At 52.3% G+C, this 15,957-nt stretch carries 13 protein-coding genes and 1 pseudogene; 10 read left to right on the plus strand and 4 right to left on the minus strand.

The window, feature by feature from the left end; genetic code table 11:
• Positions 1-74: 74 nt before the first annotated feature.
• From CCY32_RS05940 to CCY32_RS05950, 3 genes are all read right to left on the minus strand, one after another.
• The gene (locus tag CCY32_RS05940) at positions 75-3,224 is read right to left on the minus strand and encodes an efflux RND transporter permease subunit (protein ID WP_088329664.1); all 3,150 of its coding nucleotides are present in this window, start codon (positions 3,222-3,224) and stop codon (positions 75-77) included.
• A 9-nt stretch (positions 3,225-3,233) separates the two neighbouring features.
• A complete protein-coding gene (locus CCY32_RS05945) occupies positions 3,234-4,397 on the minus strand; it encodes an efflux RND transporter periplasmic adaptor subunit (protein ID WP_088329718.1) in 1,164 nt (387 codons plus the stop codon).
• A 299-nt stretch (positions 4,398-4,696) separates the two neighbouring features.
• Entirely contained in the window at positions 4,697-5,365 is a 669-nt protein-coding gene (locus CCY32_RS05950) for a carboxylesterase (protein ID WP_088329665.1), read from the minus strand.
• A 125-nt stretch (positions 5,366-5,490) separates the two neighbouring features.
• Between CCY32_RS05950 and gmk the strand changes: the two are divergent.
• The 9 genes and pseudogenes from gmk to CCY32_RS05995 all read left to right on the plus strand — a co-directional run.
• Positions 5,491-6,114: pseudogene (gmk, locus tag CCY32_RS05955) on the plus strand (guanylate kinase); the annotation flags it as partial.
• 79 nt (positions 6,115-6,193) lie between these two features.
• Positions 6,194-6,469 (plus strand): DNA-directed RNA polymerase subunit omega, encoded by a 276-nt coding sequence (gene rpoZ / locus CCY32_RS05960; protein ID WP_088329667.1) that lies wholly within the window; start codon positions 6,194-6,196, stop codon positions 6,467-6,469.
• Positions 6,470-6,596: 127 nt separating this feature from the next.
• Positions 6,597-8,720 carry a bifunctional GTP diphosphokinase/guanosine-3',5'-bis pyrophosphate 3'-pyrophosphohydrolase gene (gene spoT / locus CCY32_RS05965; RefSeq protein WP_088329668.1) on the plus strand — a complete coding sequence of 708 codons (2,124 nt, stop codon included), beginning with the start codon at positions 6,597-6,599 and terminating at the stop codon, positions 8,718-8,720.
• An 11-nt stretch (positions 8,721-8,731) separates the two neighbouring features.
• On the plus strand, positions 8,732-9,118 hold the full coding sequence (locus CCY32_RS05970) for a RidA family protein (protein WP_088329669.1): 387 nt from the start codon (positions 8,732-8,734) through the stop codon (positions 9,116-9,118).
• A 10-nt stretch (positions 9,119-9,128) separates the two neighbouring features.
• A complete protein-coding gene (trmH, locus tag CCY32_RS05975; protein WP_088329670.1) occupies positions 9,129-9,830 on the plus strand; it encodes a tRNA (guanosine(18)-2'-O)-methyltransferase TrmH in 702 nt (233 codons plus the stop codon).
• 59 nt (positions 9,831-9,889) lie between these two features.
• Positions 9,890-10,531 carry a peroxiredoxin-like family protein gene (locus tag CCY32_RS05980; RefSeq protein ID WP_088329671.1) on the plus strand — a complete coding sequence of 214 codons (642 nt, stop codon included), beginning with the start codon at positions 9,890-9,892 and terminating at the stop codon, positions 10,529-10,531.
• A 6-nt stretch (positions 10,532-10,537) separates the two neighbouring features.
• Entirely contained in the window at positions 10,538-12,613 is a 2,076-nt protein-coding gene (gene recG, locus CCY32_RS05985) for an ATP-dependent DNA helicase RecG (RefSeq protein WP_088329672.1), read from the plus strand.
• Positions 12,613-13,374 carry a class I SAM-dependent methyltransferase gene (locus tag CCY32_RS05990; protein ID WP_088329673.1) on the plus strand — a complete coding sequence of 254 codons (762 nt, stop codon included), beginning with the start codon at positions 12,613-12,615 and terminating at the stop codon, positions 13,372-13,374. Before recG ends, CCY32_RS05990 begins: the two co-directional genes overlap by 1 nt.
• A gap of 49 nt (positions 13,375-13,423) precedes the next feature.
• Positions 13,424-13,900: a peroxiredoxin gene (locus tag CCY32_RS05995; RefSeq protein WP_088329674.1), complete on the plus strand. Its 477-nt coding sequence runs from the start codon at positions 13,424-13,426 to the stop codon at positions 13,898-13,900.
• Between the two features lie 71 nt (positions 13,901-13,971).
• On the opposite strand, the gene CCY32_RS06000 is transcribed toward CCY32_RS05995, so the two are convergent.
• Entirely contained in the window at positions 13,972-14,373 is a 402-nt protein-coding gene (locus CCY32_RS06000) for a DUF3718 domain-containing protein (protein WP_088329675.1), read from the minus strand.
• 209 nt (positions 14,374-14,582) lie between these two features.
• Between CCY32_RS06000 and CCY32_RS06005 the strand changes: the two genes are divergently transcribed.
• Complete coding sequence (locus CCY32_RS06005) at positions 14,583-15,764, plus strand: NAD(P)/FAD-dependent oxidoreductase (RefSeq protein WP_088329719.1); 1,182 nt, start codon at positions 14,583-14,585, stop codon at positions 15,762-15,764.
• Positions 15,765-15,957 lie beyond the last annotated feature (193 nt).

Genomic DNA, 15,957 nt, shown 5'->3' on the forward strand with positions numbered 1-15,957 from the left:
ACGATAGCTGATTTTGGAATACTCATATAAAAAAGGGGCCCGCCGGGCCCTTTTTACTTGCTGAATATTAACGATTAGCTCTCAGTTTGTGGTTCCCCGCTAATCTGAGGTGCAGATTTTTTGCGGCTCAACTTGCCTTTCACCCAGCTAAATGGCCGGCGCAGGTCGCCCAGAATCAGGTACAGACAAGGCACCAGAATCAGCGTCACCAGGGTGGCATACAGCACCGCAAAGCCCAGCGCTACCGCCATCGGAATGACAAACCTGGCCTGCAGGCTGGTTTCGAACATGATAGGCAGCACACCTACAAAGGTGGTGATGGAGGTCAGCGTAATAGCGCGAAAACGGGCACAACCGGCCTCAACCACGGCATCTTTGATGCGAATCCCTTCTTCGCGACGCTGGTTGATGTAGTCGGTCATCACCAGACTATCGTTAATCACCACCCCTGCTGCGGCAATCAGACCAAAGGTGGACATCATGCTCATATCCAGGCCAAAGAAGAAATGCCCCCATATTGCTCCGGTCAGGCTGAAAGGGATCACCGACATAATAATAATCGGCTGACCATAGCTCTTCAGTGGCACCGCCAACAGGATATACACGATGATCATCCCGGCAATAAAGAACAGCATTTGTTCGTTTTGCTGGGCCTGCTGCTCGGCAATGTCACCACCTAACTCGGTCATGACGGAAGGGAACTCAGACTTGAGGTTAGGCAACAGGGTTTTGCGGATATTCTTCACCGCTTCACCTGGTTCCACTTTATCCTGGTCGATGGCTCCCCAGACATACACACTGCGATAGCCACCTTCACGGCGAATATAGCTGATACCCGGTTGTTCGCTTAAGGTCACCACGTCACCGAGCATCACTTCCTGTCCGTCAGGTGTAGTGATAATGGCATGTTTGAGTTCAGCAAAGCGCTCGCGTGTCAGGCGCGGATAACGCACCATCACCCTAACTTCTTCGGTACCCCTAATAACCCGCTGGGCTTCGGTGCCAAAGAAACTGGCGCCCACCTGGTTGGCAATAGAACTGAGATTCAGGCCAAGGTCATAGGCCACAGGTAACAATTCAAGTTGCACTTCCTTGCTGGCCGGGTCGATGGTGGAACTGACATCAAACAAGCCTTCCTGCTCCTGCAGCATGGCGATAAAGCGCCGTCCCGCTTCGTTCAGGGTTTTCAGATCAGAGCCAAATAACAGGTAACCGAAATCCCCATTGTTGCCGCCGCCATTTACGTCATCCTGGATATTAAAGGACTTCATACCCGGAATTTCGGGTATTTTCTCACGCCAGCGGCGGGAGAGTTCGAAGGTATTGTAAGGGCGTTTTTCCTCATCAATCAGGGGGACCACCAGTCTGGCCTCGGTGCGACCCTGATTAAAGGCGAGCATGTCCCGCACCATGCCCACACCGTATTCTGCTTTGGTCTCTTCTTCCACATCCAGAATGGCCTGTTCAATGGTCATCAGGGCATCGATGGTGGTCTGGTCAGAGACCGTCTCATTCATTTCAATACGGATGCTGGGAAAGTCATGGGGGACTTTCGGGGTTGGCACCATACGCACATAGTTGGCGGAAATCAGGCCGAAACTGATCATCAGAATCGCGATAAAAGCACTGAATACCAGCCAGCGCACCTCAGTACAACGGCGCACAAAGTTTTTGTAGGGCCCGTTTACAAAGCTGAAAAAGCGTTTGTTAAATCGGGCACGCCAGCTGCTTTCTTTTACCGGACTGAAGTTAGTGTGGGCGATGTGAGCTGGCAGGATCAGTTTGGATTCAATCAGACTGAAGACCAGACAGGCGATCACCACCATGGCAATAATGTAAAAGAAGGTGCCTTCCGGGCCTGAGCTGAAGGTAAAGGGTGCGAACACCGCTATGGTGGTGAGGACCCCAAAGGTGGCCGGTGTCGCCACCCGTTTGGCACCGCGCACGGCGTTTTCGACGCCCCCCCCGTTTTTCTCAATTTCGGTATAGGCACTCTCGCCGATGACAATGGCGTCATCCACCACAATCCCCAGCACCATAATAAAGGCAAAGAGCGAGAGGATATTAATGCTGATACCGAAAATCGGCATCATCATCACCGCTCCCAGGAAACACACCGGTAATCCCAGCATAACCCAGAAAGCCAACCGGAAACGCAGGAAGATGGTCAACATCAACGCCACCAGAATGGAGCCCTGAAACAGGTTTTTCAGCATCATGTCCAGACGGGCGTTGAGATAGTAGGTCATGTCAACCAGCACCTTCATTTCAACACCCGGTGGCAGGGTTTTATTGCGATGGTCAATAAAACTGTGCACCGACTGCGCCACCGGAATCATATTCTGATCCTTAGTGGCCTGTATTGCCATAAAGATGGCATTGGTGCCGGAATACTTAAAGTAGCGCTCACCTTCGACAAAACCGTCTTCGATGGTCGCCACATCCTGCAGCAATACACGGGCCCCGCTGGGTCCGATTTTAATCGGGATCTGGCGGAACTCTTCACCGTTATAGTATTGATTTTCCACCCTGACGGAGATAATGCCTGAATCGGTGCGCAACTGCCCCGCCGACATATTTGCAGAGTAACGGCGGATTGCCTGAGACACATCACTCAGCGTCAGGTTGTATTTGCGCAACATTTCCGGTTTGATTTCGATGGCAATCTCATCATCCGGGGCATCCACATTCACCAGAGAGATGTTGCCCAGTTGCAATAGCTCTCTTTCCATTTGCCGCGCCAGCGCTTTCAGGTCGGTCAGCGGTAAATCCCCTACCACCGCCATTTCGATCACGCTCTGACGAAATTCAGCCTGGGATATGGTGACCGGCTCCATGTCGGCCGGAAAGGTAGCAATGCCATCGACTCGGGCTTTGACTTTATCCATGACCTCGGGCAGGTCGGCATCGGTCTTGATCTCCAGCGAGATTCTGCCAGCATTCCTGAAGGCTCTGGAAACGGTTTTCTTGATTTCGGTGACGTCTTTGAGGGATTCTTCAATCTTGATCAGAATCCCTTCTTCGATTTCCTGGGGGGAGGCACCGCGATAGGTGGCGTTGATGTTAATGTAGTTAATTTCAACATTCGGAAACATCTGTCGCTGAATGGTGAAGTAGCTGACAATCCCCATGATGATGATGAAAATCATCAATAAGTTTGCTGCCACCGGGTTATTGGCAAAAAACGCAATCAGACCCGTTTGTTTAGGTTCCTGAGTAGTCATGAATGCTCCTTATTCGGTCTCAGCGTTTTGCGCGACCAACTTTGGGTCATCTTTTGCTACCTTCACTTTCATGCCTTTTTGTGGGTACTCCGGCACAGTGGTAATCACTTTGTCACCTTCAGAAAGCCCGTCATTAATCAGGAAATACTTACCTTCTTCCCTGAGCACATCCACTTTGACCGGCTGTAGCTGCATATCTTTATCCACCAACCATACCGTGCGGTTGGTAACCAGATCCTGGGGCAGACGGTACACTTGCTGTAATGTCTGGCCTGCCATGCTCACTTCCACATAGCTACCAAATTTAAATACCGGTGCCTGGTTGCGCAGGCTGTAGGGGTCCTCAATCCGGGCCACAACCTGGCTCATGCGCGTGCTTTTCTCAACCATGCCCAAATCACGGTCTATGGTGCCCTGACGGGAATAACTGTTGATACCGCGACTGGTAATAGTAACAGGGGTACCGGCCAGAGGCGTTGGCAGGAAGCGGCTGTCAAAACCGGCGATAGGCAGGGTAACTTCAGCGGTTTCGATGTTGTAAATTTCACCTACCTGCGTGCCCTGGCTGACAAATTGACCCAAGCCGATCGTGCGGCTTACAACGAGCGCATCATAAGGGGCCTTAACGTCGCAATAGCTTAAGTCCCGTTTTGCCAGCTTCAATTTGGCCTCAGCAGATTTGACGGCAGCCTGGGCGCTCATTAACTGAGGCTTGCGCAGATACAAGTCCGTTACCTGACTGGCCTCCATGGATTTGGCCTCTTCTGCAGCCACCCGAGCTCTGGCCTGCTCTTCGATCAACAGCGACTGAGCCTGATTTAACTCAGCCTCTGCCTGTAACACTGCCGCTTCGTAGCGCTGTTTATCGATGCTGAACAAGGTTGTGCCGCGAGGAATGACGCCCCCGGCAACAAAGTTAGGATGCCAGCTCATCACCTCACCAGAGACTTGCGCCGACAGCTTTGTCATTTCAAGAGGACGCACCTCACCGAAACTGGTGATCATCACCTGATAATCTTCCGCATTAGCTTCATCAACACTGACCGTGGGCCGCGTATCCACTTCCTCTTTGTCTTCTTTTTGCTGCGCAGTGGCATTGATCAGCGACATCCCTGCTACGCCTAAACCCAGCACCAAGACCGGTAGTGCTATTTTTATCCATAATTTGTTCATAATTGCTTGCATCTTAAGTGTTTAAATTGCAGTGCCTTATCATACCTAACCCGGGCGGATAAAGCGTTACAGATTTGTAAATATGTGTGAGCGGATAAATAGCCAGTTTAGTCGCAAAAGGTTCAGCCGTCTGCCCAGCAAAGCTGTTGAATAAAAAGGCTTTCGACACTTTATCGCCTGTCAGGAAAGGCTATGGCAAAAGGTGGACAGCAGAAAATCGGAAATGAGACTGGCGTCAAAAAGAGGTTCAGATCAGCAATACCCCTGTCCGGGCAGATTCAGGGGCATTGCAAAATGTTTCAGCCCAGGCGTTTTTGCAGCCACTGGGAAATATCCTGTATTTCTTCCATACACACATTGTGTTGCATCGGGTACTCCCGCCACTGGGCCGGATAACCCAGCGCCTGCAGCTTTTCGCAGGCACTCTTACCCAATGCACAGGGAATGACCTCATCATATAGACCATGGGCAATTAACATTTCCGTATGCTGGTTGGCGCTGTGACGCTGCGATTCCAGTAATTCGGGCTGGCTGAGGTAGGTGGACAAGGCCAGAATGCCTCCCAGTTTCTGTTCAAAACGCAAACCCAGCTGATAGGCAATGACGCCTCCCTGAGAAAAGCCCGCCAGAATAATACGCTCTGCTGGCATGCCTTTTTCGATTTCTTCTTCAATCAGTGTTTTAACCAGCGCCGCAGAGGCTTCCACCCCTTCACTGTCTGCGCGGTTCTCAAAGTCCAGTGATTTAATGTCGTACCAGGCGCGCATCTGCATGCCATTATTGATGGTCACCGGTCTCACCGGTGCATGGGGAAACACGAAGCGCACCGACAGGTTTTGCGGCAGCTTAAGTTCCGGCACAATGGGCGCAAAGCCATTACCCGAATCACCCAACCCGTGCAGCCACACAACCAGGGCGTCAGGCTTATTACCGTGAAGTACTTCCACAAAGGGTAACGCTGAATTCATTCACTATCCTCTTCGTTCTTAATTATCGTTTTAGGCGTTATGTCTACTGTAAAGGCTTTGCCGTGGTTCTCCAATAGGCGGCTTCTTGTTACTATGGCCTTTTTGTAGTCCGACGAGTTTATTGCACTATGGCCATTGGCAACCTGTTCATTCTTGCTGCCCCCTCGGGAGCAGGCAAATCCAGTCTTATCAAAGCACTGTTAGAGCGTTATCGCGATGGCTCTATGCAGGTTTCCGTTTCCCATACTACCCGCAGTCCCCGGCCAGGTGAACAGCCTGGTGTGCATTATCATTTCGTTGATGAGTCTACCTTTAAACAAATGATCGTCGATGAAGCCTTTTTTGAGTGGGCCGAGGTGTTTGGCAGATACTATGGCACGTCCAAGCAGGCCATTGCGGATACACTGGAGCAGGGCAAAGATGTGTTTCTGGATATAGACTGGCAAGGGGCCCGGCAAGTCAAGGCGCTGATGCCTGATACGGCCACTATTTTTATTGCCCCCCCTTCCAGAGACGAACTGTTGCGCCGTTTACGCCACCGCAACACCGATTCTGAGGAGGTTATTGCTGAGCGCATGGCGAAAGCCACGGCGGAAATTTCCCACTATAAAGAATTTGATTATGTTGTGGTCAACGATGATTTCGACCAGGCCCTCAAAGAAGTAGAAGCCATCGTCTTATCAAAACGTCTGACGCAGACGAAACAGGCATCCCGGCATCAGGATCTGTTTAACGAATTGCTGAAATAATCTGTAGGGGGATGATTCCCTTTACCGTGGAAAAACTGTACACTATGCGGCCTTTTCCATATCGCTCACGGAGTTTCAGATGGCCCGCGTAACAGTTGAAGATGCAGTAGATAAGATTGGTAACCGTTTTGACCTGGTACTGGTTGCCGCTCGCCGTGCCCGCCAGCTAGCCATTGAAGGGCGTGATCCCAAGGTTGAATGGGAAAATGACAAAGCCACCGTCGTGGCGCTGCGTGAAATTGAAAGAGGCCTGGTGACGGCTGCCAGCATGGACGCAGATGAAATGCGTACTCAGCAGGAACAGGAGCAGGAAGAATTTTCTTCTGTGGCTAACATCCTCTCCGGCCAGGAATAATCTCTGTCACAGCGGACCGGTGCTCACCGGTCCCTTGTTTTGCACTAAACCCGGCCGCAGCTATTTCTATTCACGCCATTTCTTCGTATTCTAACCCCCTGATGACGTCATTTAAGCAAAGTCCAACGTGTATCTGTTTGAAGGCCTGAAACAAAAAGTCAGCGATTATCTGCCACCACAACAGGTTGCAGATATTCAGCGTGCTTTTGTGTTGGCCCGTGATGCCCATGACGGCCAGATGCGCTCCAGTGGGGACCCCTATATCACGCACCCGGTGGCAGTGGCCGGTATTCTTGCCGATATGCACCTGGATTACGAGACGCTGATGTCGGCGTTGCTGCATGACACCATAGAAGACACGCCGGTTTCCAAAGAACAATTGATCGATGCATTCGGCCAGTCAGTGGCCGATCTGGTTGAAGGTGTCAGCAAGCTCGACAAGATCCAGTTTCGCAGTAAAAAAGAAGCCCAGGCTGAAAACTTCCGCAAGATGATGATGGCCATGACTCAGGATATTCGCGTGATTCTGGTCAAACTTGCCGATCGCACCCATAACATGCGCACGCTGGGTGCATTGCGTCCTGATAAACGCCGCCGTATTGCCCGTGAAACCTTGGAAATTTATGCCCCCATTGCCCATCGTCTGGGGATTCACGACATTAAAAACGAACTCGAAGATCTGGGTTTTCAGGCGATGTACCCCATGCGTTACCGGGCGCTGGGCAGTGCGGTACGTCAGGCGCGGGGCAATCGCAAAGAGATCATCGAGAACACCCGTCAGGAAATTGAACTACGCCTGAACGAATGTGCCATTGATGCCCAGGTGCTGGGGCGCGAGAAACACCTCTATTCCATCTATCGCAAGATGAAGAACAAAGAGCTGATGTTCAATGAGGTTATGGACATTTATGCATTCAGGCTGATTGTGGATGGCGTAGACAGTTGCTACCGCGCGCTGGGTGCCATGCATGGCCTGTACAAACCCATAGAGGGGCGTTTTAAAGACTATATTGCTATTCCGCGTACCAACGGCTATCAGTCACTCCACACCTCGCTGGTGGGCCCACACGGTATTCCGGTGGAAATTCAGATCCGCACCATGGAAATGGAGCAGATGGCCGATAAGGGTGTCGCCGCTCACTGGATGTATAAAGAGCAGAATGAAACCCGCGGTACAACCGCGCAGGTCAGAGCCCGTAAGTGGATGCAATCCCTGCTGGAATTGCAGCACAGTGCCAGTTCATCGGTGGAGTTTATTGAGAACGTTAAGACCGATCTGTTTCCTGAAGAAATTTATGTGTTTACACCAGATGGTCGCATCATCGAACTGCCCATGGGGGCCACCGCAGTGGATTTTGCCTACGCGGTGCACTCTGACATCGGTAATTCCTGCGTTGGCGTACGCGTCGACCGGCGCAATTATTCCCTTAACCGGCCGCTGGAAAATGGCCAGTCGGTGGAGATTATCACCTCTCCCAGAGCCAAACCCAATGCCAGCTGGCTGAACTTTGTGGTCAGTGCCAAGGCCCGCTCCTATATTCGCCAGTACCTGAAAAAACAGCGCTCGGAAGAAGCGATCAATATGGGTAACAGGCTACTGCGTCATGCCCTGGGCACCACTAAGCTCGAGGACATTGCCGAGGCCGATATCGACAGGGTGGTCAAGGAAACCAAACACGAAAACTTCTCTGCATTGCTTGCTGACATTGGTCTGGGTAACGAACTCAGCGCCATTGTGGCTCGCCGGTTGTTGGGGAATCAGGAGCCCAAGATCATTGACGACAGCAGCGCCCGTGTCGCCATTAAGGGCACGGAGGGCTTATTGGTCAGCTATGGTCGCTGTTGCCATCCTATCCCCGGAGATACTATTATCGCCATTCTCAGTCCGGGTAAAGGCATGGTGATTCACCAGAATGGATGTCGTAATATCCGTAAGCTGGCAAAGGAAGAGCCCCACCGGGTCCTGCCCATGAATTGGGAAAGCCATGTTCAGGGTGAGTTTAAGGCTTCGGTGAGGGTGGAACTGATTAACCATCAGGGCACACTGGCGAAGCTGACCAATGCTATTGCCACAGCAGATTCTGATATCATCAGCCTGCAGACCGAAGAAAAAGAGAGCAATATTTATTACATTGATTTGGAACTTACGACTACCAATCGCGTACATTTAGCCGGCGTGATGCGCAAGATACGCGCGATGGCGGAGGTACAGAAAGTTTCTCGTCACAGCCAATCGAAACAAAATTCCTGAGGAAAAGTGTTATGTCTAAGTCCGTTATTCATACTGACAGGGCCCCTGCCGCTATTGGTCCCTACAGCCAGGCTGTTAAATCCGGCACCACGGTTTACTTGTCCGGTCAGATCCCGCTGGTACCAGAGAGCATGGAAATGGTCTCAGAGGATTTCAACGAGCAGGCTCGGCAGGTGTTTGAGAACGTTAAAGCCGTATGTGAAGCCGCTGGCGGCAGCCCCAACGATTTGACCAAAGTGAACATTTTCCTTACCGATTTAGGTAATTTCGCAGCGGTTAACGACATGATGAAGCAATATTTCAAACAGCCCTATCCGGCTCGTGCCGCGATCGGTGTGAAAGAACTGCCCAAAGGTGCGCAGATAGAAATCGACGGCATCATGGAGCTGCCTGAGTAATCGCGAGCCCATGACACCTGAACGCTACCACCGGATCCGACAGATGCTGGCACTGCGCCAGCCGGATTTGGCGGTGTGTCTGGAAAAAGTGCATAAGCCTCATAATGTTGCGGCAATGATGCGCAACTGTGATGCGGTGGGTGCTCATCACCTTCATGTGATCTGGAATACCCGGCATGAGATCCGTAGCGGCACCTCAGTGGGCAGCCAGAACTGGCTAAAGCTGCACACGCATCACACTACCCAGAGCGCCATCGACACCTTTAAGCGTCAGAAAATGCAAATTCTGGTAACTCATTTGTCCGACAGTGCCGTCGACTTTCGCCAGATTGATTATTGTCGCCCGACTGCAATTCTCTTCGGACAGGAAAAGTACGGGGCTACTGAAGAGGCCCGTCAGGCCGCCGATCAGCATATCGTGATCCCGATGCAAGGCATGGTGCAATCGCTGAATGTCTCGGTGGCAGGGGCGTTGATCCTGTATGAAGCCCAGCGCCAGAGACAGCAGGCGGGCTTGTATAAGGTGCCCAGATTAGATGAACAGGAGTGTCAGCGGATCCTTTTTGAGGGCGGCTATCCGAGACTGAAAACCCTGTGTCGCATTAAAGGGCTCGATTATCCCCAGATTGATGAGCAGGGGCAGATTAGCGCGCCGCAAAGCTGGTGGCAAAGGATGCGCGAAAATCATGCCAGCAGCATGAAAGTAAATTGATTCGATTCGGGTCCTCTGGGGCGCAATGTTAACCTTTTAATCTGCAACCGGAGTCCGCTATGCCTATCCGATATACCTTCGCCACTCTTCTCTTTTTGATCTCACTTCTCAGTTTTCCTGCGCAGGCGCTGGACCGCACCCAGGTGGCAGACAGTGCCGAGCTGGTCACCCCACTGATGAATGGCCAGCGTATTCCCAATGCCAGTGTCAAACGTGCCGATGGCAGTGACGTTAATCTGCGTGAGTTGGTAAGTGAAAAGCCTGCCGTAATTCTTTTTTACCGCGGTGGCTGGTGTCCCTATTGTAATGCTCAGTTAGCGGATTTTCGCGCTGTAGAGAAGAAGATCACGGATCTTGGCTACCAGATTCTGACGATTTCCACCGATTCGGTGGCCCGCCTTCAGTCGCAGAAATTCGACACGGATTATAAGGCACAGGTGCTCTCCGACCATGCGTTGCATGCCACTCGTGGCTTTGGCATTGGCTTTTTTCTTGATGACAGCAGCGCAAAACGTTATCGCAACGCCATGGGAGAGGTTTTTGCCAGCCTGCCGGGAGATGACCGCATTGTGTTACCGGCACCTGCCGTTTATGTCGTTGATCAAAGCGGCCTGATTCAGTTCCAGTATGTGAACCCCGATTACAAGGTACGTGTTGATCCAGAGTTGGTGTATCATGCAGCCAAACTGGCCTTAAAATAATCATGGATGCAGTCACTCTCATATCTGAAGCTGACGGAACTTAAAGGCGTTGGCAGCAAAGTTGCCGAAAAGCTGCAAAAGCTGGGGTTGGTGACGGTGCAGGACCTGCTCTTTCACCTGCCTATCCGCTATGAAGATCGTACCCGTATTTACCCCATTGCCGACCTGATGCCACACGTGCATGTGAGTATCGAGGGTAAGGTCATGTCCAGTGATATTCAGTTTGGCCGCAAGCGCATGCTGATTGTGCGTCTCAGTGATGGCAGCGGCAGTATCACCCTGCGCTTTTTTCATTTTAGCGCGGCACAAAAAAATGCACTGGAGCCCGGTACCACAGTGCGTTGTTTCGGAGAGGTGCGTCGCGGCAAGTATGGCCTGGAAATGATGCATCCGGAATACCGCTTGCAGCAGCCTGATGACGCCTCCATCACAGAAGAATCCTATACGCCTATTTACCCCACCACCGAAGGCCTTAAGCAAATCAGTTTGCGCAAGCTGAGTGAACAGGCGCTGGCGTTACTGGGTAAAGGGGGGCTGGCAGAGCTGTTACCAGCCGGAATGTATGACCAGCAAATCAGCCTCAGGAATGCGCTGTTTACAGTACATCGCCCCGCGGCGGATGAAAGCCTGGCGTTGCTGGAGAAAGGCGAGCATCCGGCGCAGCAGCGTCTGATTGTTGAGGAGTTGCTGGCCCATCACCTCAGCGTGCTCAAAGTGCGTCACAATAGTGACCAGCAGTTGAGCATGGCGCTCAACGCCGATCAGGACTTATGTGAACGCTTTTTGCGTTCGTTGCCTTTTGCCCCCACAAGCGCCCAGCAGCGTGTCAGTGCAGAAATTGCCGAGGATCTGTCACATACCCGACCGATGATGAGACTGGTACAGGGCGATGTAGGCTCCGGGAAAACCCTGGTGGCAGCACTGGCGGCCCTGACCGCCATCGGTGCCGGTTATCAGGTCGCCCTGATGGCGCCAACAGAGCTACTGGCCGAACAGCATGCCAATAATTTTCGGCAGTGGCTGACACCGCTCAACATTGAGGTGGGATGGCTGGCAGGTAAACTCAAAGGTAAAGCCCGTGAAGCGTTACTGGCGCGTCTGGCCAGCGGAGAGATTCAGATGCTGGTGGGCACTCATGCTATTTTTCAGCACAGTGTGAGCTTTGATCATCTGGCATTGGTGATTATTGACGAACAACACCGTTTTGGTGTGCATCAACGCCTGGCGTTGCGTGAAAAAGGACAGCAGCAGGGACTCTTTCCCCATCAGTTGATCATGACCGCCACCCCCATACCGCGCACCCTGGCGATGACCGCCTATGCCGATCTGGACACCTCCATCATCGATGAATTGCCGCCCGGTCGGACCCCGGTAAAAACGGTGGCGATCCCAGAGAGCCGTCGCGATGAAGTGGTCGCCAGAGTGCATGAAGCCTGCAAACAGCAAGGCCGACAAGTGTATTGGGTGTGTACCCTGATTGAAGAGTCGGAAGTACTTGAGTGTCAGGCTGCCGAAGATACCGCTCAGGCGCTGGCCATGGCATTACCGGATTTGCGGGTGGGCCTGGTGCATGGGCGCTTAAAAGCCGCTGAAAAACAGCAGGTGATGCAGGCTTTCAGCGATGCTGAACTGGATTTGCTGGTGGCGACCACCGTGATTGAGGTGGGGGTGGATGTGCCCAATGCCAGTCTGATGATTATTGAAAACCCTGAACGCCTGGGTCTGGCGCAGTTACATCAGCTGCGCGGCAGGGTGGGACGAGGCTCAGTAGAGAGTCATTGCGTGCTGATGTATCAGTCGCCCTTGTCAAAAACGGCGACTCAACGTCTGGCGGTACTCAGACAAAGCAATGATGGTTTTATGATTGCCCAGCGAGACCTTGAAATCAGAGGGCCGGGCGAGCTGCTCGGCACCCGGCAAACCGGCTTGGCGGAGCTGAAGATCGCCGACCTGGTCAGAGATGCGCACCTGATTCCTCAGGTTCAGCAACTGGCCACCCGGCTATGGCAGGAACACCCTGACAAAGCACAGGCTTTAATCAACCGGTGGCTGGCCCATCGTGAAAGTTACGGACACGCCTGATGACCATTGTTCCTGTATTGCCCGCCTCTGAGCGTTTTGTGGCGCAGGCACAGCGTGTGGCCAAAACCTGGCAGTTACCGATTGCTGAGGCAGACTCGGCGCAGGGGCTGGTATTGTGGCTGGATGAAAACGGGCTGGCACTAAAGACCCTCGATGATACGAAAATGGGGGTGGTGCGGGTCGACTTTGCTGCCGGGGCCATGAACTGGCGCCGCCATCATGGTGGTGGTAAATCCGAAGCGGTGGCGAAAGCGGTCGGTATCAAGGGGGCAAAGCGCCCCTCGGTGCTTGATGCCACGGCAGGGCTGGGCAGAGACGCCTTTGTACTGGCCAGCCTGGGATGTCATCTGACCCTGCTGGAGCGCTCTGCTGTGGTGGCCGCCCTGCTTGAAGACGGGCTCAACAGAGCCGCAACAGATCCAGAGCTTTGTAACTGGTTGCCTCAGCGAGTGAGGCTACTGAACACCTCCGCGGTCAGCACCATGGCGGATTGGCAAGGGCAGGCACCGGAAGTGGTCTATCTGGACCCCATGTTCCCCCACCGCAAAAAATCAGCATTAGTAAAAAAAGAAATGCGATTGTTCCAGCAGTTACTGGGACCGGACGAAGATGCTGATGCCTTGCTGCAACCGGCATTGCAGCTGGCGCAAAAACGGGTGGTGGTAAAACGTCCTGCCGGTGCCCCTTGGCTTAATGAAATGAAGCCCCATATAGAAATGACGGGCCGAGCCAACCGTTTTGATATTTATTTGATCCATTAAATTTTTGGCTCATATAAGCCAATGCATTTGGCAAAAAAGGAGATGCACTATGATACAAGCAGGACAATCTCTACCCGATATGACCTTTTCATTGCGTGAAAAGGGAGAAAGTAAAGAAGCCACCACGGCAGATCTGTTTTCCGGTAAGAAAGTGGTGCTTTTCGCTGTCCCCGGCCCTTTCACGCCGACCTGTTCTGAAGCCCACGTTCCGGGTTATGTCACCCTGGCAGATAAGCTCAAAGCGCAGGGTGTCGATACCATTATCTGTACCGCAGTCAGTGATGCTTTTGTAATGGAAGCGTGGAAAAAAGACCAGAACGCCGATGAGCTACTGATGCTGGCCGATGGTGATGCCAGCTTCGCCAAAGCACTGGGTATGGACATGGACACCGGTGCATTCGGCGGTATCCGCTCCAAACGCTATTCGATGCTGGTGGTGGATGGTAAAGTCGAGAAGGTTAATCTCGAAGAGCCCGGCAAGTTTGACGTCAGCGACGCTCAGACCATGCTGGAGCAGCTTTCCTGAGGTAGACAATACTTACAGGAAAATCAAGATAGCCTCTGCCCCGGTTTCGGGGCAGAGGCTTTTTTGTTTGTTTAGTTGGTGTTGAGTCTGTCCACCAGGGCGATACCGATGGGCGACTTAAGGTGACCATTGGCCTCTGCCCATTTTTCCAGCGTCTGCCCGTCTGCCTCGGGTTCTGATAATTCGCTGCGGGTCATGGATTTTATCAGGTATTCGCCGGTATCCACCGCACCATTTGACATGGCGTGTCGAATAAGGCTCATGTTGTCGCAGGTGATGCCGGCATAGTAATCACCCAGTTTCAGGTTGTAGTCCTGACGCACATCCCGCATTTTCTTGCGCAGCTCTGACTTATCGTTGTTCTTGACGATGGTGCAGATATTTTGCAGATCCTGCTGAATATCGGCAGCAACCGGCAGTGAGAGTGTTGCCGCCAACGCAGCGGTTAATGCGAGGTTGAGAGGTTTTATCATGATATATCCTTGTTGTGTGAATCATCAGTGATATTAGTGCGCGTTGGATAATCTGCCAATGGAAATTGCATGTGGATGATTAATACCAGGGTAGTCAGCCTCTGCAACAAAAAGCCATTCGCGGTGCCACCGCGTCAACCATTGCACAGTAGGGCAATTGTCAGCATGAGTTGGTATAATCCGCGTTTTGCTTATTGGGAGCGCCCGGTTTGGCTGACTACGATGTAATTGTTCTGGGTGCAGGCGCCGCAGGCCTGTTCTGCGCGGCGCAGGCGGCTAAAAGAGGCCGGTCTGTGCTGGTGCTGGATCATGCCAAGCGCATCGGCGGAAAGATCCTGATGTCAGGGGGCGGGCGCTGTAACTTCACCAACATGTACGCGGCACCGGAAAATTACCTCAGCCAGAATCCTCATTTTTGTAAGTCAGCACTGAGTCGTTATACCCAGTGGGACTTTATTGCACTGGTGGCCGACTATGGCATTGAGTACCACGAAAAAACCTTGGGCCAGCTGTTTTGCAATGATTCCGCCAAAGCCATTCTGAAAATGTTGCTCAGCGAATGCGATAAAGCCGGGGTACAACTCCGCCACCCTGTTGAGGTGGAACAGGTCAGCAAAACCGACAGCGGCTTTACACTGGCAACCCGCCTTGGGGCTTTGTCTTGTCAGTCGCTGGTTATCGCCACCGGGGGACTGTCTATTCCGAAGCTCGGAGCCAGCCCCTTTGGCTATAAAATTGCCGAGCAATTTGGTCTGAAGGTGCTGCCAACACGGGCCGGTCTGGTGCCTTTTACCCTGCATGAACAGGATAAACAGGTGTTGGCCGAATTAAGCGGCATTTCGCTGGATGCCACGGCGCAATGTCAGCATACCCATTTCCACGAAAATATTTTGTTTACCCACCGCGGCCTGTCGGGACCTTCTGTATTGCAGATCTCTAACTACTGGCTCCCGGGTGACGTGGTGACCTTTAATCTCAGCCCTGGCGAGGATCTGCACGCCTGGCTGCAAAATGAAGCGAATACCCATCCAGATGCGCAGCTCAGCACCGTGCTTGGCCGGCGCTACCCGAAGCGTTTTGTGCAGGTGGCACTGGAATACTTCGAACTCACCAACAAACCGATGAAGCAATATCAGGGCAAGCAACTACAGCAAGTGGCAGAGGCCTTTGAGCAGTGGCAGTTAAAACCCAATGGCACAGAAGGCTATCGCACCGCCGAAGTGACGCTGGGCGGCGTGGACACCGATGAGCTTTCCTCGAAAACCATGGAGTCGAAAAAAGTGCCGGGATTGTACTTTATCGGTGAAGTGATGGATGTCACCGGCTGGCTCGGTGGCTATAACTTTCAATGGGCCTGGAGCAGCGGCTGGGTAGCCGGGCAGAACGTATAGCGGGTTATTCACGCTCTTCCGACCCTGTTATTTATCCTGGTAACAGGGTCTGCCAGAAGTCTGGTTGTTTGTATATAACATATTTAGAAAATAAACATGTTATTCAGTAACGTGCAAATGAGTTACTTAAAACAAAGAGATAGATTTTTTTCCTGGCTGCTTTCTATTGATTTCTGCTGACCCTGCTGCTTGT

Source organism: Lacimicrobium sp. SS2-24 (assembly GCF_002201535.1).
Taxonomy (GTDB): domain Bacteria; phylum Pseudomonadota; class Gammaproteobacteria; order Enterobacterales; family Alteromonadaceae; genus Lacimicrobium.